This window comes from Terrirubrum flagellatum (assembly GCF_022059845.1).
Taxonomy (GTDB): Bacteria; Pseudomonadota; Alphaproteobacteria; order Rhizobiales; family Beijerinckiaceae; genus Terrirubrum; species Terrirubrum flagellatum.
Window position 1 is genome coordinate 5305261 of the sequence record NZ_CP091851.1, and the last position, 21630, is coordinate 5326890.

At 64.2% G+C, this 21630-nt stretch carries 22 protein-coding genes; 10 read left to right on the plus strand and 12 right to left on the minus strand.

Annotation, left to right across the window (positions count from 1 at the left end):
• Positions 1 to 53: 53 nt before the first annotated feature.
• A complete protein-coding gene (gene serA / locus L8F45_RS25865) occupies positions 54 to 1643 on the minus strand; it encodes a phosphoglycerate dehydrogenase (protein ID WP_342360703.1) in 1590 nt (529 codons plus the stop codon).
• Between the two features lie 166 nt (positions 1644 to 1809).
• Positions 1810 to 2985, minus strand: a complete 1176-nt coding sequence (locus tag L8F45_RS25870; protein WP_342360704.1) for a phosphoserine transaminase — start codon at positions 2983 to 2985, stop codon at positions 1810 to 1812.
• A gap of 211 nt (positions 2986 to 3196) precedes the next feature.
• Between L8F45_RS25870 and L8F45_RS25875 the strand changes: the two genes are divergently transcribed.
• Entirely contained in the window at positions 3197 to 3442 is a 246-nt protein-coding gene (locus L8F45_RS25875; RefSeq protein WP_342360705.1) for a hypothetical protein, read from the plus strand.
• A gap of 56 nt (positions 3443 to 3498) precedes the next feature.
• On the opposite strand, the gene L8F45_RS25880 is transcribed toward L8F45_RS25875, so the two are convergent.
• Positions 3499 to 4251 carry an outer membrane protein gene (locus L8F45_RS25880; RefSeq protein ID WP_342360706.1) on the minus strand — a complete coding sequence of 251 codons (753 nt, stop codon included), beginning with the start codon at positions 4249 to 4251 and terminating at the stop codon, positions 3499 to 3501.
• Between the two features lie 202 nt (positions 4252 to 4453).
• Here L8F45_RS25880 and L8F45_RS25885 point away from each other — a divergent pair, with 202 nt between their 5' ends.
• Positions 4454 to 5092: a VOC family protein gene (locus L8F45_RS25885; protein WP_342360707.1), complete on the plus strand. Its 639-nt coding sequence runs from the start codon at positions 4454 to 4456 to the stop codon at positions 5090 to 5092.
• A gap of 118 nt (positions 5093 to 5210) precedes the next feature.
• On the opposite strand, the gene L8F45_RS25890 is transcribed toward L8F45_RS25885, so the two are convergent.
• The gene (locus L8F45_RS25890) at positions 5211 to 6059 is read right to left on the minus strand and encodes an outer membrane protein (RefSeq protein WP_342360708.1); all 849 of its coding nucleotides are present in this window, start codon (positions 6057 to 6059) and stop codon (positions 5211 to 5213) included.
• A gap of 279 nt (positions 6060 to 6338) precedes the next feature.
• On the opposite strand from L8F45_RS25890, the gene L8F45_RS25895 reads away from it, so the two are divergent.
• Positions 6339 to 6632: a GYD domain-containing protein gene (locus L8F45_RS25895; RefSeq protein ID WP_342360709.1), complete on the plus strand. Its 294-nt coding sequence runs from the start codon at positions 6339 to 6341 to the stop codon at positions 6630 to 6632.
• A 135-nt stretch (positions 6633 to 6767) separates the two neighbouring features.
• On the opposite strand, the gene glmM is transcribed toward L8F45_RS25895, so the two are convergent.
• The 3 genes from glmM to L8F45_RS25910 all read right to left on the minus strand — a co-directional run bounded on the left by glmM (position 6768) and on the right by L8F45_RS25910 (position 9973).
• Positions 6768 to 8114, minus strand: coding sequence for a phosphoglucosamine mutase (glmM, locus tag L8F45_RS25900; protein WP_342360710.1), 1347 nt, complete (start codon positions 8112 to 8114; stop codon positions 6768 to 6770).
• Between the two features lie 107 nt (positions 8115 to 8221).
• Entirely contained in the window at positions 8222 to 8797 is a 576-nt protein-coding gene (locus L8F45_RS25905) for a thiamine phosphate synthase (protein WP_342360711.1), read from the minus strand.
• Between the two features lie 30 nt (positions 8798 to 8827).
• The gene (locus L8F45_RS25910) at positions 8828 to 9973 is read right to left on the minus strand and encodes a benzoate/H(+) symporter BenE family transporter (protein WP_342360712.1); all 1146 of its coding nucleotides are present in this window, start codon (positions 9971 to 9973) and stop codon (positions 8828 to 8830) included.
• Positions 9974 to 10082: 109 nt separating this feature from the next.
• Between L8F45_RS25910 and L8F45_RS25915 the strand changes: the two genes are divergently transcribed.
• From L8F45_RS25915 to L8F45_RS25935, 5 genes are all read left to right on the plus strand, one after another.
• Positions 10083 to 10310 (plus strand): DUF2798 domain-containing protein, encoded by a 228-nt coding sequence (locus L8F45_RS25915; RefSeq protein ID WP_342360713.1) that lies wholly within the window; start codon positions 10083 to 10085, stop codon positions 10308 to 10310.
• A gap of 72 nt (positions 10311 to 10382) precedes the next feature.
• Complete coding sequence (locus L8F45_RS25920) at positions 10383 to 11531, plus strand: hypothetical protein (protein ID WP_342360714.1); 1149 nt, start codon at positions 10383 to 10385, stop codon at positions 11529 to 11531.
• A 54-nt stretch (positions 11532 to 11585) separates the two neighbouring features.
• Positions 11586 to 12548, plus strand: a complete 963-nt coding sequence (locus tag L8F45_RS25925) for a Gfo/Idh/MocA family protein (RefSeq protein WP_342360715.1) — start codon at positions 11586 to 11588, stop codon at positions 12546 to 12548.
• Between the two features lie 680 nt (positions 12549 to 13228).
• Positions 13229 to 13528: a GIY-YIG nuclease family protein gene (locus L8F45_RS25930; protein WP_342360716.1), complete on the plus strand. Its 300-nt coding sequence runs from the start codon at positions 13229 to 13231 to the stop codon at positions 13526 to 13528.
• A 372-nt stretch (positions 13529 to 13900) separates the two neighbouring features.
• Positions 13901 to 14770 carry a DUF2971 domain-containing protein gene (locus L8F45_RS25935; RefSeq protein WP_342360717.1) on the plus strand — a complete coding sequence of 290 codons (870 nt, stop codon included), beginning with the start codon at positions 13901 to 13903 and terminating at the stop codon, positions 14768 to 14770.
• Between the two features lie 46 nt (positions 14771 to 14816).
• On the opposite strand, the gene L8F45_RS25940 is transcribed toward L8F45_RS25935, so the two are convergent.
• The 5 genes from L8F45_RS25940 to L8F45_RS25960 form a co-directional block, all read right to left on the minus strand.
• Positions 14817 to 15749 carry a ribose-phosphate pyrophosphokinase gene (locus tag L8F45_RS25940; RefSeq protein WP_342360718.1) on the minus strand — a complete coding sequence of 311 codons (933 nt, stop codon included), beginning with the start codon at positions 15747 to 15749 and terminating at the stop codon, positions 14817 to 14819.
• Positions 15750 to 15911: 162 nt separating this feature from the next.
• Positions 15912 to 16457, minus strand: a complete 546-nt coding sequence (locus L8F45_RS25945; protein WP_342360719.1) for a hypothetical protein — start codon at positions 16455 to 16457, stop codon at positions 15912 to 15914.
• 126 nt (positions 16458 to 16583) lie between these two features.
• Positions 16584 to 17735: a M24 family metallopeptidase gene (locus L8F45_RS25950; RefSeq protein ID WP_342360720.1), complete on the minus strand. Its 1152-nt coding sequence runs from the start codon at positions 17733 to 17735 to the stop codon at positions 16584 to 16586.
• Positions 17736 to 17874: 139 nt separating this feature from the next.
• A complete protein-coding gene (locus tag L8F45_RS25955; protein WP_342360721.1) occupies positions 17875 to 18228 on the minus strand; it encodes a cell division protein ZapA in 354 nt (117 codons plus the stop codon).
• A 3-nt stretch (positions 18229 to 18231) separates the two neighbouring features.
• Positions 18232 to 18519: a DUF4164 family protein gene (locus tag L8F45_RS25960; RefSeq protein WP_342360722.1), complete on the minus strand. Its 288-nt coding sequence runs from the start codon at positions 18517 to 18519 to the stop codon at positions 18232 to 18234.
• Positions 18520 to 18863: 344 nt separating this feature from the next.
• Between L8F45_RS25960 and tkt the strand changes: the two genes are divergently transcribed.
• A complete protein-coding gene (gene tkt / locus L8F45_RS25965; RefSeq protein ID WP_342360723.1) occupies positions 18864 to 20858 on the plus strand; it encodes a transketolase in 1995 nt (664 codons plus the stop codon).
• Between the two features lie 80 nt (positions 20859 to 20938).
• Positions 20939 to 21556: a LysE family translocator gene (locus L8F45_RS25970; protein WP_342360724.1), complete on the plus strand. Its 618-nt coding sequence runs from the start codon at positions 20939 to 20941 to the stop codon at positions 21554 to 21556.
• Positions 21557 to 21630: the final 74 nt, after the last annotated feature.

The following is a 21630-nucleotide window of genomic DNA, read 5'->3' on the forward strand; positions in this document are numbered from 1 at the left end:
GGACACGATTCCGCTCGGCTGCTCCTCGCTTCACCGTTCCGGGGACGGGGTGATCAAAACGCCAATCTTCGCGCGCGCTTGACCATCGGGATCGCCTCGATCGCGCGCAGCACATCGTCCGACACGCGCTCGTCGATGGACACGAAGCAGATGGCGTCGCCGCCCGGCTCCGTGCGGCCCATGTTGAAGATCGCGATATTCACGCCGGCGTCGCCGAGCAGCATGCCGAAACGGCCGATGAATCCCGGCTTGTCCTGATTGCGCACATAGATCATGTGCGGCGCGAATTCCGCGTCCATCTGGATGCCGCGGATTTCGGTGACGCGCGGCTTGCCGTCATGGAACACAGTGCCGGCGGCGTCGCGCGGCATGTCCTCGGCGATGATCTGCAGCTTGATCTCGCTCTCGACATTGCTGGCGGCGGAGCTCTTCACCTCCTCGATGACGATACCCTTCTCCTTCGCAACCAAAGGCGCGTTGACCATGTTGATGTCGGGCAGGAAAGGCTGCAGCGCGCCCTTCACCGCCGCGGCTGTCAGCGCGCGGGTGTTCAGTTCGGCGACCGCGCCGATATATTCGATGCGGATGCCCTTGACCGCGGCTTCCGTGAGCTGACCGAGGAAGGAGCCGAGCTTTTCCGCCAGCGACACGAAGGGCTTCAGGCGTGGCGCCTCTTCCGCCGTGATCGAGGGGAAATTCACCGCGTTGCTGATCGCGCCGCGCAGGAGATAGTCCGACATCTGCTCGGCGACCTGCAACGCGACATTCTCCTGCGCTTCCGTCGTCGCTGCGCCGAGATGCGGCGTGCAGACGACGTTGGGCAGGCCGAACAGCACGTTGCTTTCCGCCGGTTCGACCGAGAACACGTCGATCGCCGCGCCCGCGACATGGCCCGACTTCAGCGCCGCAGCCAGCCCATCTTCGTCGATGAGGCCGCCGCGCGCGCAATTGATGATGCGCACACCCTTCTTCGTCCTGGAGATATTCTCGGCGGACAGGATGTTCTTCGTCTTCTCCGTCAAAGGCGTGTGCAGCGTGATGAAGTCAGCGCGATGCAGGAGATCGTCGAGCTCGACCTTCTCGACGCCGATCTGCAACGCGCGTTCCGGCGACAGGAAAGGATCATAGGCGATGACGCGCATTTTCAGGCCGACGCCGCGCTCGGCGACGATCGCGCCGATATTGCCGCAGCCGATGACGCCGAGAACCTTGCCGGTGATCTCGACGCCCATGAAGCGGTTCTTCTCCCACTTGCCGGCTTGCGTGGAGCGATCGGCTTCCGGCAGCTGACGCGCGAGCGCAAACATCATCGCGACGGCGTGCTCGGCCGTCGTGATCGAGTTGCCGAAGGGCGTGTTCATCACGATCACGCCTTTTGAGGTGGCTGCGGGAATATCGACATTGTCGACGCCGATGCCGGCGCGACCGATGACTTTCAGGTTTTTCGCGGATTCGAGCAGCTTCGCTGTGACCTTGCTGGCGGAGCGGATGGCGAGGCCGTCATAGTCGCCGATCACAGCGGCGAGCTTGTCCTTGTCTTTGCCGAGCGAGGCGTCGAAGGTGACGTCGATGCCGCGATCCCTAAAGATCTGGACGGCGGCGGGAGAAAGAGCGTCGGAAATGAGTACACGGGGTTTGGTCATTGGGGGCTCCTCACCCTCCCCTTGAGGGGGAGGGTCGGCGACATCGTCGCCGGGGTGGGGTGAGACGATGATGCAAATGATCGTTGATTGGCGGCGACGGTGAGAGCACCCCACCCCGCCGCGCCTTTGGCGCGTCGACCCTCCCCCTCAAGGGGAGGGTGAGCGTTCAAGCCGCTTTCGCGAGCTTCGCCTTCTCCGCCGCGAACGCCCAGTCGAGCCACTGAGTCAGCGCCGCAACATCGCTTGTGTCGACGGTCGCGCCGCACCAGATGCGCAGGCCGGGAGGGGCGTCGCGATAGGCGCCGATGTCGTAGGCGACATTTTCCTTTTCGAGCGCTGCGACGATGCCTTTCGCGACAGCCGCGACTGCATCTGCGCCTTTCGACGTCACGTCGGGATCGACGATCTTGAGACAGACCGAGGTGTTCGAGCGCGTCGCAGGATCAACCGCGAGAAAATCGGCCCAGGCCGAATTGCTCGCGCGCGTCCAGTCGGCGATGGCCCTGGTGTTGGCGTCAGCGCGCGCGATCAGCGCGGGCAGGCCGCCGAGCGACTGCGCCCATTCCAGCGCATCGATATAGTCCTCGACGCAAAGCATCGACGGCGTGTTGATCGTCTCGCCCTCGAACACGCCGGCGTTCAGTTTGCCGTTGCTGGTCAGGCGGAAAATCTTCGGCAGCGGCCAGGCCGGCTTGTAGGTTTCGAGCCGTTCGACAGCGCGCGGCGAGAGAATGAGCACGCCATGCGCGGCTTCGCCGCCGAGCACCTTCTGCCAGGAGAAGGTGACGACATCGAGCTTCGGCCAATCGAGTTCCTGCGCGAACGCCGCCGACGTCGCGTCGCAGATCATGAGGCCTTCGCGATCGGCGGCGATCCAGTCGCCGTTGGGAACGCGCACGCCTGACGTGGTGCCGTTCCAGGTGAAGACGACGTCGCGCGTCTTCGTATCGATCTTGGAGAGATCGGGCAGTTCGCCGTAGCCGGCCTTGATGACGCGCGCGTCGGCCAGCTTCAACTGCTTGACCACGTCGGTCACCCAGCCTTCGCCAAAGGATTCCCACGCCACCATGTCGACGGGACGCTGTCCAAGCAGCGACCACAACGCCATCTCGACGGCGCCTGTGTCGGACGCAGGCACGATGCCGACCTTGTAGTTCTTGGGAACGCCGAGAATTTCCGCGGTGAGATCGATCGCGCGTTTCAGGCGCGCCTTGCCGATCTTGGCGCGATGAGATCGCCCGAGGGTGGAAGTATCCAGATTTTGCAGGGAGTAGCCAGGGCGCTTGGCGCACGGGCCCGATGAAAAATGAGCGCGCGCAGGGCGCACGGCGGGGGTCGTCATCGCGATGTCTCCATCCTTACAGATGGGCGCTCCTCGGTGGGGAGGAGTGTCCCGCCGCCGGCCATAGGGGCGCGCGGCGGCGGCGTCAACGAGAAAGAAAATCTCCGCGCCGCAATGCAAAAGCCTTTGCGATGATCGTTCTTCTTCCTTGTACGGAACGAAAAGTGGCTTTCTCCATTCTCTCAATGGTTTTTCATCGAGGAGGCATGTCGTGGACCGTCGATTCCTGTTTCTTGGCCTTGCGACCCTTCCGCTCGCGGCCTGCGCCGGCACAACCACCACGGAGCAGCGCATCGGCGGCGCCGCGGTTGGCGCAGGCGCAGGCGCTGTTGTGGCGGGACCGGTCGGAGCTGTCGTGGGTGGCGCGGCGGGCGCAATCACGGGTCCGAGCGTCGTGCGCGAGGGCCGTCGCTCGACATGGCGTCGTCGGCGTCGCCGCCGTCGCTACGCGCAGTAAGCGCGCAGCACAATTCGAGATGATGCAGGCGCGTCCGAAATGGTCGCGCCTGACGTTCAACGGAACATGTAACGCAGGCCGACTTTCACTTCGTTGACTTTCACATCGTCGACTTTTGCAGCGACGCCGAAGGGGTCGCTGTTGGTCGTGACGCCGCCGAGATTGATGAAGCGATAGCCGATGTCGAGCGCAAGCGCGTCGGTGAGTTGCACAGCCGTGCCCGCCATCAGCGCCCATGCGAATCCGGTCTTCGATGAGTTCGGCAGCGTCGCCGTCGGTCCGCTCGGCGTGCAGAGCGCGTTGTAGCAAAACACCTGCGTCTGCCAGTTGCGCACGTCCTTTGCCGCGACGCCGACGCCGGCGCCGACATAGGGCGTAAAGCCGGACCAGCTTCCAAGATCGATATAACCGTTGACCATGAAGGTGCGCGCCGAGAAGCGAGCGCGCTCATCGGAATATCCGTTCACATAATTCGTGCCGGAGTTTGTCGCGTGGAACGTGCTTGATTTACGCCATTCGACGGTCGCGTCGGCGCGGAACCAGTTGTTGAATTTATATCCAACGCCAGCGCCGACGAGGAAGGACTTGCCGAGCCTCTCATCTTCGAAAGTGCGGATGAGGCCGCCCGGCAACAATCCGTTGACGGTAGGACGCGTCGGCATGACGTAGCCGACATCGCCGCGCAGATACCATCCGCCGGTGTTGATCGCGGCAGCGACCGGCGCGATGACGGCGGACGCGAGATCGGCGGCTTGCGTTGCTGACGTCAGCGAAAATGCGGCGACGACGGGCAGAAGAACGCGGCGCATGAAATCCCCGGAGCAATCGCCCGATGCGGGCTCCGGTGAAAGGAATCACGCCGGGGTTAAGCGCCGGTTAACCTTAACGAACTGCTCGCGTGACGCGTGCAGGGATGCGCGGAATTCAGGGGCGTGACATAGTTGACGACGACGGTCGCCACGTCCGCCGGAATCACGCCCGGCGTCACCGTGCGTCGAATTTTTTCAGGACATGTTCAAGCTCGACCATCTCACGGTGATCGCTCCGACCCTGGCCGAAGGCGTCGCTCACATCAGCGCCTGCATCGATCTGGACGTCCCTTTCGGACAGCGCCACGCCTATATGGGCACCCACAATCACCTGCTTCAGCTTGGCGACTCGATCTATCTCGAGATCGTCGCTCTCGACCCGGACGCCGAGGCTCCCGGCCGCGCGCGCTGGTTCGGTCTCGACGATCAGAAGGCCGTAAGAGCCAACTGGGATGCGGGGCGGCGCCTTCGCGGATGGGTTGCAAGGACAGATGCGATCGATCTGTTCCTTGCAGGCCGCGAGACCATTTTCGGGAAGAAAGTCTCTCTGCCGTGGGTTGCGTCCGCGTTCGAGTTCGCAATTCCGGATGACGGCTCGCTTCCTCTCGACGGCGCTGCGCCATCCATCATCGACAGGCGCGGCAAGCCGCGGTCGATGGCGACGATGGCTGATCTCGGCGCCCGGCTGCGATCATTCTCTCTCGAACATCCCGATGCTGCGATGATCTCCGAGCTCTATCGAAGCCTCGAGATCGACCGGCCTCCGATCGTCATGCACGGCGACGCTCTTCGCTATCGCGCGCAAATCGAAACTCCTGCGGGCCTGAAGGAACTCTTCTGAGGGAATGCAGTGGATCGCGCGCTCCCTGGACATCGCGCGTGAATTGAGAGCGGCGCGCAAACAAAAAGCGCGGCCGAAGCCGCGCTTTTCAGGGAGAGCCGACCGAAGCCGACTGACATCAGCCCTTGCGGACGACGACCGGGATCGGCGGCGGCGCGTAGTCCGGGCCGCCAAGCAGCCAGCGGAAGCCGAGCTTGATGTCGTGGGAGTCGATGTCGCGGATTTTCACCGACGTGCCGGGCAGACAGGTCAGCGTGCAGGCGAGACCGGATTCGGCCTTGCCCATGTTGAGATAGCGATAGCCGAGTTCGAGCTTCACGTTCGGCGTGACGTCGTAGGCGACGCCGGCCATGAGCGCCCAGGCGAGACTGGTTTTCGATTTGCCGTCGAAGCCGCCGACCGCCGCGAAGGGCCCGCCGCCGGCCGCCGGCAGCGAGTTGCCGATATCGTCCAGCGCGCTCACGCGATGATATGCGGCGCCGACGCCTGCGCCGAGGAAAGGCGTGAAGCCATGCCAGTTGCCCATGTCGACATAGGCGTTGGCCAGAAACACCGACGTGTTCAGATGACCCGAGATGCTGTTGGTGCCGCGATTTCCGAACGTGTCGGAATAGGTGTCGCGGAAGCCGATTTTGGCCGTGCCGCGCAACTCGCCCGTCACATCGAAGCGGAACCAGTTGTTGAACTGGTAGCCGATGCCGATGCCGGCGAAGCCGACATTGCCGTAGGAGCCGTCATTGTAGGTGACAGAAGTCGTCGCCGGCAGGTTCTGGTACGTGCCCTTGACGTTGCCCATCACGCCCATGCCGACGTCGCCGCGGAGATAGACGCCGGAAGCGTCGATCGAGCCGCGCAGCGGAGCGGCGGGATAGGCCATCGGAGGCGGCGGCAGATCGGCGCCGGAGGCGACGGCTGTCGCGCCGATGACCAGCGCGCCAGCCAGCGCGAAGGTATTCAAAGCGCCCATCGAAAACTTCCTTCCATGAAGGAGGGGCGCGAACCGCAGCCCCCTACGCAGGTTGAAACGTCGTCACGTTGCAGGAACTTTCCTAAGGACCGGTTAAGGTTAAATCTTAGGGTTAAGACTGTGGCGCAGGCGCAACGCGCGAGCCGTCCACCTCGGTCGCTTTGTCCCTGCCCCGTGCTAGAATGAGACGCTGCGGCCGGCGAACCGGGACGGCGCGGCGGCCCATGCGCAGCCGCGTTGACGCCTTCGGCGACCGGCCGAAGACGGGAGGCTCATCCCATGACCACCTACATCATGCTGGCGAACTGGACGGCTCAGGGCGCCGCCAAGGCGAAAGATTCCCCGGCGCGTCTCGATGCGGCGAAACGGGCGCTCGCGGAAATGGGCGGCGAATTCAAGGCCTTCTTCATGACCATGGGCCGCTACGACATGATCGCAGTCTATGAGGCGCCCGACGATGCGGTCGCCGCGCGTTTCGTGCTTCAGCTCGGCATGATGGGCAACATCCGCACGGAAACGCTGAAGGCGTTCCCCGAGGCCGCCTATCGCGAGATCATGAAGTCGGTGGCTTGAGCTTGCGCAGGCGCCGCGCTTCTAGAGCATGGCGCGAAAAAGTGGGAACCGGTTTTTCGCTTAAGCTATGCTCTAAACTTCTGGAATCGATCACGTTCCCGCACTTTGATTGATTCAATCAAAATGCGGCGTGATCTACGCGGCGCTCTTCGCCAGAACTTCGACCACGTCGCCGACCACGGTCTCGACGAGATCGCGGTCGTCGCCTTCCGCCATCACGCGGATGACGGGCTCGGTGCCGGACGGGCGGATAACGAGCCGTCCGTTGGCGCCGAGACGCTTGCGCGCATCCTCGATCGCGGTGACGACGCTGTCTTCCGTGAGCGGCTGCTGACCGCCGCGATAGCGCACGTTCTTGAGAATCTGCGGCAGCGGCTCGAAGCAGTGACAGACCTGGCTCACCGGCTTCTCCAGGCGTTTCACGACCGCAAGCAACTGCAGCGCCGCGACGAGTCCGTCGCCGGTCGAGGAATAATCGGAGAGAATGATGTGGCCTGACTGTTCGCCGCCGAGATTGTAGCCATGCTCGCGCATGTGCTCGAGCACATAGCGATCGCCGACCGCGGTGCGCGCGAGCGTCAGGCCGATGCCGCCGAGAAATCTTTCAAGGCCGAGATTCGACATGATGGTCGCGACGATTCCCGGCTGCGACAGGCGGCCATCCTCGCTCCATGAGCGCGCGATCACCGCCATGAGCTGATCGCCATCGACGTGATGACCCTTCTCATCGACGATCAGCACGCGATCGGCGTCGCCATCGAGAGCAATGCCGATATCAGCCCGCAATTCGCGCACCTTGCGCGTCAGCGCTTCGGGCGCAGTCGAGCCGACATCGCGGTTGATGTTGAATCCATCGGGCTCGACGCCGAGCGGAAACACCTCTGCGCCAAGCTCCCAGAGCGCGGCGGGCGCCACTTTGTGCGCGGCGCCGTTGGCGCAGTCGAGCACGATGCGCAGCCCGTCGAAATCGATGTTGCGCGGCAGCGTGCGCTTGGCGAATTCGATATAGCGGCCATGGGCGTCGTCAACGCGCTTGGCGCGGCCGACCTTCTCCGACGCCGCAAGCCTGGCCGAGATATCGGAATCGAGCAGCGCCTCGATCTCCTTCTCGATCTCATCGTTCAGCTTGTAACCGTCAGGGCCGAACAGCTTGATGCCGTTGTCTTCATAAGGATTGTGCGAGGCGGAAATCATCACGCCGAGATCGGCGCGCATCGAGCGCGTGAGCATGGCGATCGCCGGCGTCGGCATCGGACCGAGCTGCAACACGTCAATGCCGACGGAGGTGAAGCCGGCCTGAAGCGCGGACTCGATCATATAGCCGGAGAGGCGCGTATCCTTGCCGATGACGACCCGGTTGCGATGATCGCCGCGGCGGAAGACGAGGCCGGCGGCCTGGCCGACCTTCAGCGCCAGTTCAGGCGTAATCACCTTGTTGGCTCGGCCCCTTATGCCGTCCGTGCCAAAATATTTGCGGGTCATGAATCAGCCCCCTGCGCCGCCGGCGCGGTGCGGTTCTTCTATCCGATCTTAGCCGCAAAACCGTTCAAGAAATGTGAGCGGTTGTTGCAGCCTGTCGTAAGGGCGGCCTAAACAAAAGCCCAGGGGCCATAGCCGACGAATTCAGCGTTCGTCCTTTCCAGCGCCGGAACCGCCTCGGCCGAAGCCGCATAGGCGACGCAAGGCGTCTCGAACAGACGCGCCCACCATTCCGCCTGTTCGGCCACGGCGGCGGGGTCGGGAACGATCTCCTCGCCTCTCTTGCCGCGGCGGGGCTCGCCGAACATCACGTAGTCGACGCCGGCCTCGCCGGCCTCCATGGCCGCATGCCTGGTGTCGAGGCCGCCGCAGCCGACGATGCGGTCGGGCTGCAGCTTCTCGACCGCCGCCTTCAGTTCGACCGCGCTGGCGACGAGATGGACTCCATCCGCGCCGCCGCGCGCCGCGACCGTGGCGTCGCTTTCGATCAGGACTGCAGCGTCGAGCTTCTGCGCCACAGGAGCGAGGATCTTGAGCTGATTGATCGCGCCGCGCTCGTCTGTCGCGCCGAGCCGGAGCAGCACGGATGCGGCGCGCGTGCGCTCGACCGCCGCGCGCAGGATCGGCGCGAAAGCTGCCGCGTCGTCGATGACGGGGGTGATGAGATAAATCTGGGGCTTCGGCATATGGGTCGCGAATGTGCTGGGCGGCCCTTATCAGTGGCGGGCGAGCGCCGCCAGCCTATCGAGGCCCAGCACCGCGAGGCCGGCGACAAGGCTCCAGAAGGCGGAGCCGACGCCGAAAAGAGACAGGCCGGATGCGGCGACGCCGAACGCGATCACGGCGGCGAAGCGCTCCTTCTCCTGCCCCATGGCGGTGGCGAGCGCGCCAGCGAGCGATCCGACGAGGCCGAGACCGGCGGCCGCTATCACCAGCGCTTTCGGCATTGCGAGAATCAGCGTGATGATCGGCGCGGTCGCGAGCGCGATGCCGAACCAGACGAAGCCGTACCAGACGCCGGCTTTCCAACGCTCCTTGGGATCTGGATGCGTATCCGACCCGGTGCAGATCGCCGCGCTGATCGCCGCCATATTGACCATGTGCGCGCCGAAGGGCGCGGCCAGCAACGAGGTCAGGCCGGTGACGAATAACGCCGGTTGCACCGGCGGCTCATAGCCTGCGGCGCGCATCACGGCGAAACCCGGCAGATTCTGCGCCGCCATCGTCACGAGATAGAGCGGCACGCCGACGCCGATCATGGCGGAGAGATCAAAGGTCGGCGGGACATAAGTAAGCGACGGCGCGAAAGTCAGCGCGGGCCATGCGGCCATTCCGGTTCCGAGCGCGAGCGCCATTCCCGCGGCCAGCGCCGCGAGCACGGCGCCGAGCGGATTGATCAGCCGCACCACGAGAAACACGAGCAGGATCACCGTCACGATCAGCGGCGACACGCGCATCTCGTCGAACACCGCAACGACGAAATGAAAAATCACGCCGGCGAGCATCGCCGATGCCACCGGCATCGGAATACGCGCGACCAACGCGCCGAGCGGACGCACGAGCGCGGTCAGGATCATCAGCACGGACGCGAGCAGGAAGGCGCCGACGGCGACGTTGAGCGTGAGGCCCGTCGTCGCTGCGATCAGCGCGGCGCCGGGCGTCGACCAGGCGCAGATGACGGGCTGTTTGTAGCGCCAGCTCAGCACGAGCGCGGCGAGGCCCTTGGCGACAGCGAGCGCCGCGATCCAGGAGACGGTCTGCGCTTCTGTCGCGCCGACCGCCTGCGCGGCCGCAAGCACCACGGCGACAGAGGCGGAGAATCCGACGAAGGCGCAGACGATGGCGGAGAACAGTTGCGACATGGCGCCGGCTTATCCCAGCACGCGGCGCATCGGGAGAGGCGTCGGCGCATGACCGCCTTGCCGGCGCGACTTTTGCCTCGGCCTCTCGGTCTCTGTTCGAGTCTGCGGCATGCGTCTGATCCCGAAGCGCCTCGCGCATTACGCTTTCGGCGTGATCCAGTCCGGCCTGACCAGCGCGATCGCGTCCGGCTTCGGCGTCGTCAGCGCCGGCGGCGAGCGGCTGGCGACGAAATGGCTCGTCGCCTGGGCCGCCTCCTGGGCGCTCATGCTGCCGATCGTCATTCTCGCAGCGCCGGTGATCCGCCGCGCCGTGATGGCGATGACACGCGAGGCGTGAGAGTCCGGCCGGCATGGTAACCATTTGGTAAATGCTCCGGCTCAAGCTTTCCGCACTTTCGCGGAGGCTTTCATGAGCGAAGCGCCCACTCCCGTTCCCGTATCCGAGCCGGTGGCCGAAACGCCCGCGGCTGCGCCGACTTCCGCCGCGCAGGCCGCCGAGGCGATCGCTGCGATGCTGGAAGCGTCGCCCGCGGCCGCGCCCGATATGACGATGCTGGCGCTTGATCGGATCACGACTGTTCCCCCGTCGGAGCCTCTGCCGATCCCTACTGTCGCGCCTCCTCCCGCGCCGGCCATCGTGACGGAGCCCGCTCCGGCGGCTGCGTCGGAGATCGCTCCGGCCGCGCGCGTCGCTCCGCCGGAGCCGCCTGCGCCGCCAAAGCCATCTGCTCTCAGCCTTTTTCTGGCAGCCGCCGGAGCTCGCGCGCAGACGATCGGCTCATCCATCATGGCCTCGGTCTGGGGCCGGCGCGCCGTTTATGGCGGCGGAGTCGTCGGCGCGCTGGCGCTCGGCTGGGCCGGCGCCTCCGCGGTCGCGCCCGCACCGCGGCCCGATCCGATGGCGGCGCTCGCCGTGCAGGTGGACGCGCGCCTCGCGCGTCTTGGCGACGAGGTGAGGGGCCTGCGCGACCAGATGGCGCTGACGGCGAAAAACGGACGTCCGCGTTCGGCTGATGATCTCAAGCCGGTGCAGGAGCGGATCGCGGCGCTGACGGAGGCGTTCGAGAAATTGCGCGGCGATCACGCGGGGCGCGCCAACAATCTCATCGGCGCCGTCGATCGCGTCGAGAAGCTCGATCGCGACGCGATGACGAAGATTGCGCAGATCGCCGAGCGGCTCGATCGCATCGAGCGTCAGACCATGACAACGGGCAGCATCACGCCACCCCAAACGCCAGCTTCGCAGGCCGCGGCGCCGCAACCCGCGCCGCAGCAGGCTGCGATTCCGACGCCGCCCGCGCGTCCGCAGCAGCAGGCGTCGGCTGCGCCTGAAAAGTCCAACGTCACCGCTATCGAACAGAAAACATCGCGCTCCATCGCCGGCTGGGCGCTGCGCGAGATCTATGACGGCGTGGCCCTCATCGAGAATCGCCAATACGGCATGATGGAGGTTGGGCCCGGTCAGACAGTGCGCGGGCTTGGCCGCATCGAGAAAATCGAGCGCCGCAACGGCCGCTGGGCGCTTGTCACCGAGCAGGGCGTGATCCTCGCGAATTGAGGCGCGCGGCGCGAAATTGGTGTAGTCGTCCGGCTTCATAAAGGTCGGACGGCAATGGACAGGATCACAATCGGAATCATCGGTTTTGGAATCATGGGCGAGCGCATGCTCCGCGCCGCGCTCGAACATGCGCCTGACGTTGCGCGCATCAGCGGCGTATGGGATCCTTCGCTCGCAGCGATGGAGCGCATCGCGTCCGCTTTCCCAACAATTCCGCGCATTGCCGATCCATCTGCGCTGATCGCGCAATCCGACTGCGTCTATGTCGCTTCGCCGCCGACGACGCATCTGAGCCACGCGCGCGCCGCCATTCGCGCGGGCAAATCGGTATTCTGCGAAAAGCCGCTCTCGGTCGATGTTGCGGATTCCCGCGCCTTCGTCGCCGAGGCGGGCGCGCGCGGCGCGGTGAATTTTCCCTTCGCCTCGTCGCTCGCGATCGAACGTCTGCGCGGATGGATCGATGAGGGCGTGATCGGCAAGCCGCAGCGCATCGCGATCGAGGTCGGATTCAAGACATGGCCGCGCGCGTGGCAGATGGACGCCGCAGGCTGGCTCGACGGCCGCGCCGAAGGCGGCTTCACGCGCGAGGTCGTCTCGCATTTTCTCTTTCTCACGCGCCGGCTTGGCGGGCCGATGCGCGACCTGAAATCGACGATCGAATTTCCGATCCCTGAGAAGTCCGAGCGCGCCATCGCTGCGAATTTCACTGCGGGTGAACTGCCCGTCGAACTCAAGGGGCGCGTTGGCTCGACCGACAAGGATGATCACAATCTCTGGACGCTCATCGGCGATCGCGGCGCCGTGCGTTTGCGCGACTGGTCGATCGCCGAGCGGCGCATGGGCGATGGCGCATGGGAGATCGATCGCGATGCGCTGCCGCAGGATCGCGCGCGGCCGCTGACATTGAAGCGCCAGCTCGATGGCGTCGCGCGCATGACGCGCGGCGAAAAACATCCGCTCGCGACATTGCAGGAGGCGTTTGAGGTGCAGGAGATTGTTGAGGCGATTTTGCGGTGAGGCGCGAGCGCTCTCCGTCCCCGGTTCGCTGGAGCGCAGCGGAAGCGAGACCGGGGTCCAGCGCAGGAAGGCGCGCCGCAGGCGCGTCGACATTTCTGAATTGGGCGCTCGCTCCGCTCGCAAATCTTGCGCTGGCTCCCGGACACGTCTCGCTTCGCTGACGCTTGCTCGACGTTCCGGGAACGACGTCGCGCCAAATCTGCGCGGCGCGCAGCATCGTCGCCCGCGCATTCGCGCGGCCCATTTCATTTCCACCTTAAACTCTTCCCTTCTCTCGCCTCCTCGGGGAGGCCGGAAGCGCCGCAAGACGCGGCCAGAATATGAGTGTGGGATTTCGCCTTGCGGCGCTCCCGACGCGGATTTTCAGTCTTCCAGTCCTGCGCTCTCCGCGGTCTCCCGCTTAAGGTCCGTCCGGACAGCCTGATCCTAGTGTCAGGCGGGCGCAGTGTCGGAGACGCCGGGAATTCTGAAGCCAGGTCGCATCAGAACCCGCGGATCCGCCCCTTGCTCCTGTTCAGTCCTGACCTGGACAGCCCTGTGTGAGCAAAGGCGAATAGAATATATGCTTATATTCCTAGATCGTCAAGAGAGAAATACGTTGATTGTGGCCTCGGCCGCAACCTTCCTCCCACGTCATCGCCGGGCTTGACCCGGCGATCCAGTTCTCCCTCGATCATCACATGCGTGGCGAGCGGGCCTATTGGGTCTACATCATGGCGAGCGGGCGCAACGGCACGCTCTATGTCGGCGTCACCAACGATCTCGAACGCAGAATATTCGAACATCGCGAAGGGCGCGCAAAGGGATTCACGCAACGCTACGGAGTGACGCGTCTTGTCTGGTATGAGGATTATCCGCGCGCCATTGACGCGATCCAGCGCGAGAAGAACATCAAGAAATGGTCGCGCAAATGGAAGCTCGATCTGATCGAGTCGATGAATCCGGAGTGGCGGGATTTGTATGAGGAACTGGCGATGTGAGGGAAGGCTCGCACTCCATTCTATTTGCCGCTTCTCCGTTTCCCCCCGCTTCTCCGCTCTCCCTCCAGATGTCACGCCCGTCCCCGGACTTGATCCGGGGATCAGCCCGGGCATCCAGTGATCATCCGCGATGTTGAAGCGACGGTCTGGATCGCCGGGTCAAGCCCGGCGATGACGGGGCGGGGCGAATCATTTCAGGAAACAGCGTGGAGCATCGGGGGAATTAGCGCACCAGTCAGGTCCGGGACGCGAATATACGGCGACATTCGGCCAGAAAGGCCATGAGGCTGGAGGGGTGAAAGTAGCTTCTGGGTCTTGACCGGCAAGAAATGCGACCGATGATTCAAAATCACAAAAAAGGCGCTGCGAAAGATGGCAAACCAAATCCCACATTTTTATGAGGTTCACGATCATCAATTACTCTATCACTATACATCTGTGAGCGGGGCTCTCGCTATCCTTAAGAGTCGAAAGTTCTGGCTCTCCGAATATTCAAAGACCAATGACTCATCAGAATATACTTATAGTAGGGAAAACTACGTCAGAGCCTATCAGAATAGGCAGGTCTATATCGATGATGTGCCCCGTTTGGCGGCGACAACAGCTTTAGTTGGTTCAGAGACCAACGCCTCGATGTTCATCGGATGCTTCACCGAAAATCGCGACGATCTAGGTCAATGGCGGAGCTATGCCGACAATGGGCGCGGTTGCGTGATCGGCATCGATCCGAGATATCTTCGCGATGAGGCTGGCGTTGCCATAAAGAGGATCGTTTACAGTGAAATCGATTTAGATCGGTTTGTGAACATTGGGCTTTCGATGCTTCAGGATCACTATTGCGCGGGCCCTAATGATCGCCGCGAATTGAGCAGCTTGGCAACATATTTTGTGGCAGATTTGTTTGCGTTTAAGCATCCTGCATTCGTGGCAGAGAACGAGATTCGAGTATCGCGCATGCTAGTCGTGGACGAATCTGAAAAATATGGCCTTAGAGATGTTGGAGGCAGAACCGCAAGCGGTAATAGAGTAGATGCGCTCGACGTAAAAATGCGGCCGGGACTCTTTGGCGATACACGGTATATCGAACTGCCACTTTCAGTTGGCCATTGCGGTAGCGCCATCAAGTCGATTGGTCTTGGTCCAGCGTGCTCCACTTCGGTTGAAGCAGAAATTCAGGATATGAATCGTAGTCTCCCGGAACCGCTACAAGTTTGGCGGTCGCCGATACCGTATCGGATTTAGTTTCCTTCAAATTGAAGAACTAGTGCGTAATACGCAAACGACTCGATCAATCAAACAAACTGCTCACGCTCTCTTCGCTCGTCGTGCGCGCGATCGCTTCGCCCATGAGAGGCGCGATCGAGATGACGCGGATGTTGTGCGCGACCTTCACCGCCTCCGTCGGCATGATCGAGTCGGTGATGACGAGTTCTTTCAGTTTCGATGACGCGATGCGCGCCACCGCGCCGCCCGAGAGAACGCCGTGGGTGATATAGGCGTAGACTTCCTTCGCGCCATTGTTGAGCAGCGCTTCCGCCGCGTTGACCAGCGTGCCGCCGGAATCGACGATGTCGTCGACGAGGATGCAGGAGCGGCCCTCGACCTGGCCGATGATGTTCATCACCTCGCTCTCGCCGGGGCGGTCGCGCCTTTTGTCGACGATGGCGAGCGGCGCATCGATGCGCTTGGCCAGCGCGCGGGCGCGCACCACGCCGCCGACGTCTGGCGACACGACCATCGCGTTGCGCGTGTCGAGCTTCTCCTTGATGTCGCGCGCCATCAGGGGCGCGCCGAACAGGTTGTCGGTCGGGATGTCGAAGAAGCCCTGGATCTGGCCGGCATGCAGGTCGAGCGTCAGCACGCGGTCGACGCCGGAATGAGTGATCAGATTGGCGACGAGCTTGGCCGAGATCGGCGTGCGCGAGCCCGACCGCCGATCCTGGCGGGCATAGCCGAAATAGGGAATGACCGCGTTGATCCGCCGGGCCGAGGAGCGGCGCGCGGCGTCGGCGATGATCAGGATCTCCATGAGATGATCGTTCGTCGGGAACGAGGTCGGCTGGAGGATGAACACGTCCTCGCCGCGGACATTCTCGAGAATCTCGACGAAGATCTCCATGTCCGCGAACCGCCGGACCGAGGCGTTGGTCAACCTGGTGTTGAGATGGGCGGCGATGGCTTCGGCAAGGGGGCGGTTCGCGTTGCCGGAAACGAGCTTCATGACGCCGTTCGATCCTGGAGCCGCGCCGCGGCGCAGCATTTATGACGGGCGTCTAACAATGCCTGCGTGAGTCCACAAGCCGATTGGAGCTGTTCCACAGAGGTGTTTGGACACGATTTCCGGCGCGGCTTCCTTCTCCCGCTGGGGAAGAAGGCAGAGCCGCTACTCCTCGACCGGGGCGTAGGCCATGGGCTTCGGCGCGGCGGCCGGCTTCGGCTTGGCGTTCGAGGCGACCTTGGTCGGGCTATTGTCAGGGCCGGCGGCGACGAGGAAGCCCGCGATCTCGTTCATGCTCTGGGCGGCGACCGCCTGCAGCGCCCGCTCGTCCACCGCGCTCCAGGGGTCCGACGCCGAACCGCGAAGCTGGGCCGCGCCCTCGATGCGCTGGGCCCGCTTCTGCCTGGAATCATAGACGTCCCAGATGAAGGAGAAGGCGACCTTGCCGTCGTCCGTCGGGGCGGCGTCGAGATAGCCGCGGATGCGGAAGCGCGGCGTGGCGGCAGGCCCGACCAGCTCGATCTGACGCTGCGACGCTTCCTGCGAAAGCACGCCGGCGAATTTCGTGCGCATCTGTTCCGCGCCGCCGGACAGGCTCTCGACCGAGATCGGCACGCCAGGCGCGCTCACGCGCTGGCTGGTGGCGAGACCCATATCGCTCGCCGTGTCGTTGCACGCGGCCAGAGCGCCGGCCGCGGCGAAGATGGTCAACAGACGCTTAATCGTTCCGGACGTGGAACGTCCGAGACGCGAACCGGCCCGCATGACGCCTCCCTGCTGGCTGTTCCGGCGGCCGTTTCGACCTGCCGGATCATGGCGGAAGTCGGCTTCGTAGCCCTATCGGATCATAAGGTCCAGATCGGGCAGGTTGAGCGGCTCGGCGGCGCCCTCGGTGACGAGATAGGTGCGGCCGAGACACATGGCGGTGTCCGTCTCCGAATCCATCAGGATCATGTGCGCGAACATCACCATCCCCGGTTCGAGCGGCCAGGGATTGGCTTCATAGAACATCGGCCAGTCCATCCATGACGGCGTGAAGCGCGCGCCCAGCGAATAGCCGCAGGCGTTGAGCCGATGCGAACCGGCGCCGTTGCGATCGAACGTCTTCGCGTGCGCGGCGAACACGTCGCCGGCGGTGCGGCCCGGCCGCATCTCGGTCTCACAGGCGGCGAGCGCCTCCTTCGCGATGCGATGATAGTCGCGATGCTTCGCGCGCGGCTCGCCGACGATATGCGTGCGCATCGCCGCGACATGATAATGGCGATAGGCGCCGGCGAATTCGAGCGTGATCTGATCATTCGCGTCGAGCTTGCGGCGGCCCGACTTGTAGCGGCAAAGCAGAGCGTCTCGCGACGAGCCGATGATGAACTCGTTGGCGGGATAATCGCCGCCACCTCTGAAAATCTCGTCATGCATGCTAGCCAGGATGTCGCCTTCATCGGCGCCGGCGAAGGTCTTTTCGATGCCTGCGCGATCGGCCGCATCGCAGAGCGCGCCAGCGCGCCTGACATAGGCGATTTCGGCGGGCGATTTCACCGCGCGCAGGCGCACCACGAGATTGGAGGCGTCGACGAGATCGGCGAAACCTGCGAAAGCCGCGTCGAGTTTTCTGCCGTTCGCGGCGACGAGCCCGTAGCTCTCATATTCGACGCCGAGGGGCTTGCCGCCGCCGCCAAGCGACGCGACCATGTCTTTCAGATTCAGCGCCGGATTGGCGTCGGCGCCATCCTTCCAGATGCGGATGTCCTGGATGATCGACGTGAGCCGCGCCTGTCGGAGATCGGCGGAGCGCGTGAGAAGCGCGAGCTTTCCGTCAGACGAGAGATAAAGGCACTGGAAGAAGCAGAAGCCGAAGGTGTCGTAACCGGTCAGCCAATACATCGATTCCTGCTGGAACATCAGCAGGCCGTCGAGCTTCGCAGCCTCCATCGCTTTCAGGAGACGCGCCTTGCGCGCGGCGAATTCATCGGAGGTGAAATGAAGAGCCATGGCGTGTCGCTTCTCCGAAAATGTCATGGCCGGGCGTGGCCCGGCCATCCCACGATCAAGTCGGATATTTATTAGAAGGCGTGGGCGCCCGGGCCAAGCCCGGCCATGACGGGCTGAGAGTTCCGCCGAAGAAGCGCGCCTATTTCAGTTTCCTCGCCAGCGCTTCGACGCGCTGGGCCGCCGCGTCGAGCGCGGTTGCGAGTTGATCGCCTTCCGACTTGGCGCGCGCGTCGCGCGCCTGCGCCTCGGTTTGCAGCGTCGCGATCTCGCCCTCGAGACGATCGAGGCGCTTTTTCATCTCCGCTGTTTCGTCGGCGAAGGTGAGCGCGGCCATGACATGCAGGCGCATGTCGCCGATCTCGCCGAAATTCTCGCGCAGCTCCGCAATCTTGGCGTCGACGGCTTCCGCGAGAGCGAGGAGATGCGGCTCCTCGCCGTCATTGCACCCGATACGATAGGACTTTCCCGCGACCGTAACCGAAACTTGACCCATGCTTCATCCGAGTTCGGGATTGGCGTCGAGGACGGCGCGGATTTCGCCCATGGCGCGATCGATGCGCTCGCCCGATTCAACGAGGGCGGCGTCGAGACGCCGTCCGCGCGCCAGAGAGGCGTCGAGATCCTGCGCCAGGCGGGCGCGGTCCTCTTTCATGACGCCAAGCTCCGCCTCCACGTCGGGCCGCGCCCCATCATGGGCGATGCGCAATCCGACGACCGTCTCAAGTCCGTCCAAAGCGGCGGCAAGGCGCGCGAGCGCCCGGTCCAGTGTGACAGTCTCGGCCATTGTCTTGCGAAATTCCCTTGTTCGCCGAAGCAGACTGGAGGCGAAGGGAGGGTAGGCGCTGCGATTTCCCCCCGTCAACGCATGGATTTACCGAGGCTTTCCCGACCCTTCAACCGTCAACCGGAAATGCCGACTTTTAACGTTACGGCAGCCGGTCGCTTGCTTTGTGCGCTGCGAAAACGCAGCCGGGCCGAACGCTCCCTGGGGACGGTGTTTTCGCGCGCTTTGACATGGTCCGGGGCGATGTTATCAGGCGCGGGCTTCCGGACCGCCGCTCTCCGCGGCGTCATTTCCGTCAAAATGCGGCCCGTGTCCCGCGCGGCCGCCTTCGCGCCAGGACGCCCATGCTCGACAAGCCCCGCACCGCAAACCCGATGGCCAACGCCATCCGCGCGCTCGCCATGGACGGCGTCGAGAAGGCCAAGTCCGGCCATCCCGGTCTGCCCATGGGGGCGGCCGACATGGCGACAGTTCTGTTCACGCGCTTCCTCAAATTCGACGCCAGCCAGCCGGAATGGCCGGATCGCGATCGCTTCGTGCTGTCGGCCGGCCACGGCTCGATGCTGCTCTACGCGCTGCTCTATCTCACCGGCGTTCCCGGCATGACGCTCGACGAGATCAAGCGCTTCCGCCAGCTCCATTCCAAGACGCCGGGGCATCCCGAGAATTTCGTCACCCGCGGCGTCGAGACGACCACGGGTCCGCTCGGCCAGGGTATCGCGACCGCGGTCGGCATGGCGGCGGCTGAGAAAATGCTCGCCGCAGAGTTCGGCAAGAAGGCGGTCGATCATCACACCTATGTGCTGGCGTCCGACGGCGACCTCATGGAGGGCGTGTCGCAGGAAGCGATCGCCATGGCCGGGCACTGGAAGCTGAACAAGCTGATCGTGCTCCATGACGACAACCACATCTCGATCGACGGGCCGCTGTCGATCGCGGATTCGGTCGATCAGGTGAAGCGCTTCCAGGCCGCCGGCTGGCGCGCCGAGCGCGTCGACGGCATGGATCAGGAGGCGATCGCCGCCGCGATCGAACGCGCGCAGAAATCCTCGAAGCCCTCGCTGATCGCGTGCCGCACCGTGATTGGTTACGGCGCGCCGAAGAAGGCTGGCACAGCGAAGGCCCATGGCGAAGCGCTCGGCGCTGACGAGCTCAAGGCGGCGAAGGAAGCGCTCGGCATTTCGCTCGAACCCTTCTCCGTTCCCGACGATGTGCTGAAGCAGTGGCGCGCCGCCGGCGCGCGCGGCGCTGTGGCGCGCAAGGAATGGGAAGAACGCATGGCGATCCTGTCGCCGCGCAAGCGTTCTGAGTTCGAGCGCCGTCTCCGCCATGAGCCGCCGGCGCAGCTTGCGAAGGCGCTCGCCGTGCACAAGAAGGCGCTGCTCGAAACGCCGCAGAACATCGCGACGCGCAAATCCTCCGAAGCCGCGATCGAGGCGATCGTGCCCGTGATGCCGGAATTTCTCGCGGGCTCGGCCGATCTCACGGGATCAAACAACAACAAGGCGAAGGAGGCCATCGCCTTCTCGGCGAAGACGCCGAAGGGCCGCTTCGTGCATTACGGCATCCGTGAGCATGGCATGGCCGCAGCGCTCAACGGCATCTGGCTGCATGGCGGCTTCAAGCCGAACGGCGCGACGTTCCTCGTCTTCACCGATTATGCGCGCCCGTCGATGCGGCTCGCGGCGCTGATGGGCCTCGGCGTCGTCTATGTCATGACGCATGACTCGATCGGCCTCGGCGAAGACGGGCCGACGCACCAGCCGGTCGAACATCTCGCGGCGCTGCGCGCGATCCCGAACATGCGCGTGTTCCGTCCCTGCGATTCGATCGAGACGGCGGAATGCTGGGAGCTTGCTCTCAATCGCAATGACGGTCCGACGGTGCTCGCGCTGACGCGCCAGAATCTGCCGCAGCTTCGCACCGATGCGAAACCCAATCGCTGCGCCGGCGGCGCCTATGAGTTGTTCCCGGCTGAAGGCGGCAAGGCGCAGGCGACGATCTTCGCGACGGGGTCCGAGATCGAGATCGCCGTCAATGCGCGGAAGCTCCTGGCGGAGAAGGGCGTGCGCGCCCGCGTCGTCTCCGTGCCGTCGCTCGAATTGTTCCTGAGCCAGCCTGAAGATGTGCGCGCCAAGGTCATTGGCGACGCGCCGATCCGCATCGCGGTCGAAGCCGCCGTGCGACAGGGGTGGGACGCGTTGATCGGCGCCGACGGGCTGTTCGTCGGCATGCACAGCTTCGGCGCCAGCGGCCCGTACAAGGAGGTCTACAAGGATTTCGGCATCACCGCTGAAGCGGTCGCCGACGCGGTGATGAAGGCGCACAACCGCGCCTGAGTTCAGCGCGCAGGATCGTTCAAGACGATCCGCGCGCGTTCGCGACATTATGCGGGACCGCATGAAGAGGTCCCTCGATCATGCCTTTTTTCGCGCCGGATTTCGGCGCGGCGCTCCTGTCGCTGATCCTGTCGTCCCTGATCGTCATGGGCAGTCCGGGCCCGTCGACAGTCAGCGTCACGGCGGTCGGCGCCGCCTTCGGTTTCCGCCGCTCGTTGCCCTACGCCGCGGGGCTGATCCTGGGAACAACGGTGGTTTTGGCCGCCGTCGCCAGTGGAGCTGTGGCGCTGCTGCTCTCGGTTCCCGCCGCGGCGACGGCGCTGACGATCCTGTCGGCCGTCTACATGCTCTGGCTGGCGTTCCGGATCGCGACCGCGCCGCCGCTTGGCGAGCCTGATGCGGCGCGTCAGGCGCCGCCGCTCGCCGCCGGCCTGGCGCTCGCCATCGCCAATCCCAAGGCCTGGTTCGCCATTGCAGCCGTCTTCGCGGGCGTCACGCTGTTCCGGGATGGGCGTTTCGTCGACGGCGCGCTCAAATTCGCGGTCCTCACGGGGATGATTGTTCTCATCCATCTCGGCTGGCTCATTGCAGGCGCCTCGCTGTCGCAATTGCTCCGCGATCCCGTTCGGTCGCGCATCGCCAATGTCGGCTTCGCGATCCTGCTCGTCGCCGCCACGCTTCATGGTCTCTTGCGCTGAGGCGGCGCGACAAGTGGCGGAGATGGCCGGTTTTCACCTTCCGCAGGGGTTTCGCCTTGTCTTCGCCCCTTGCG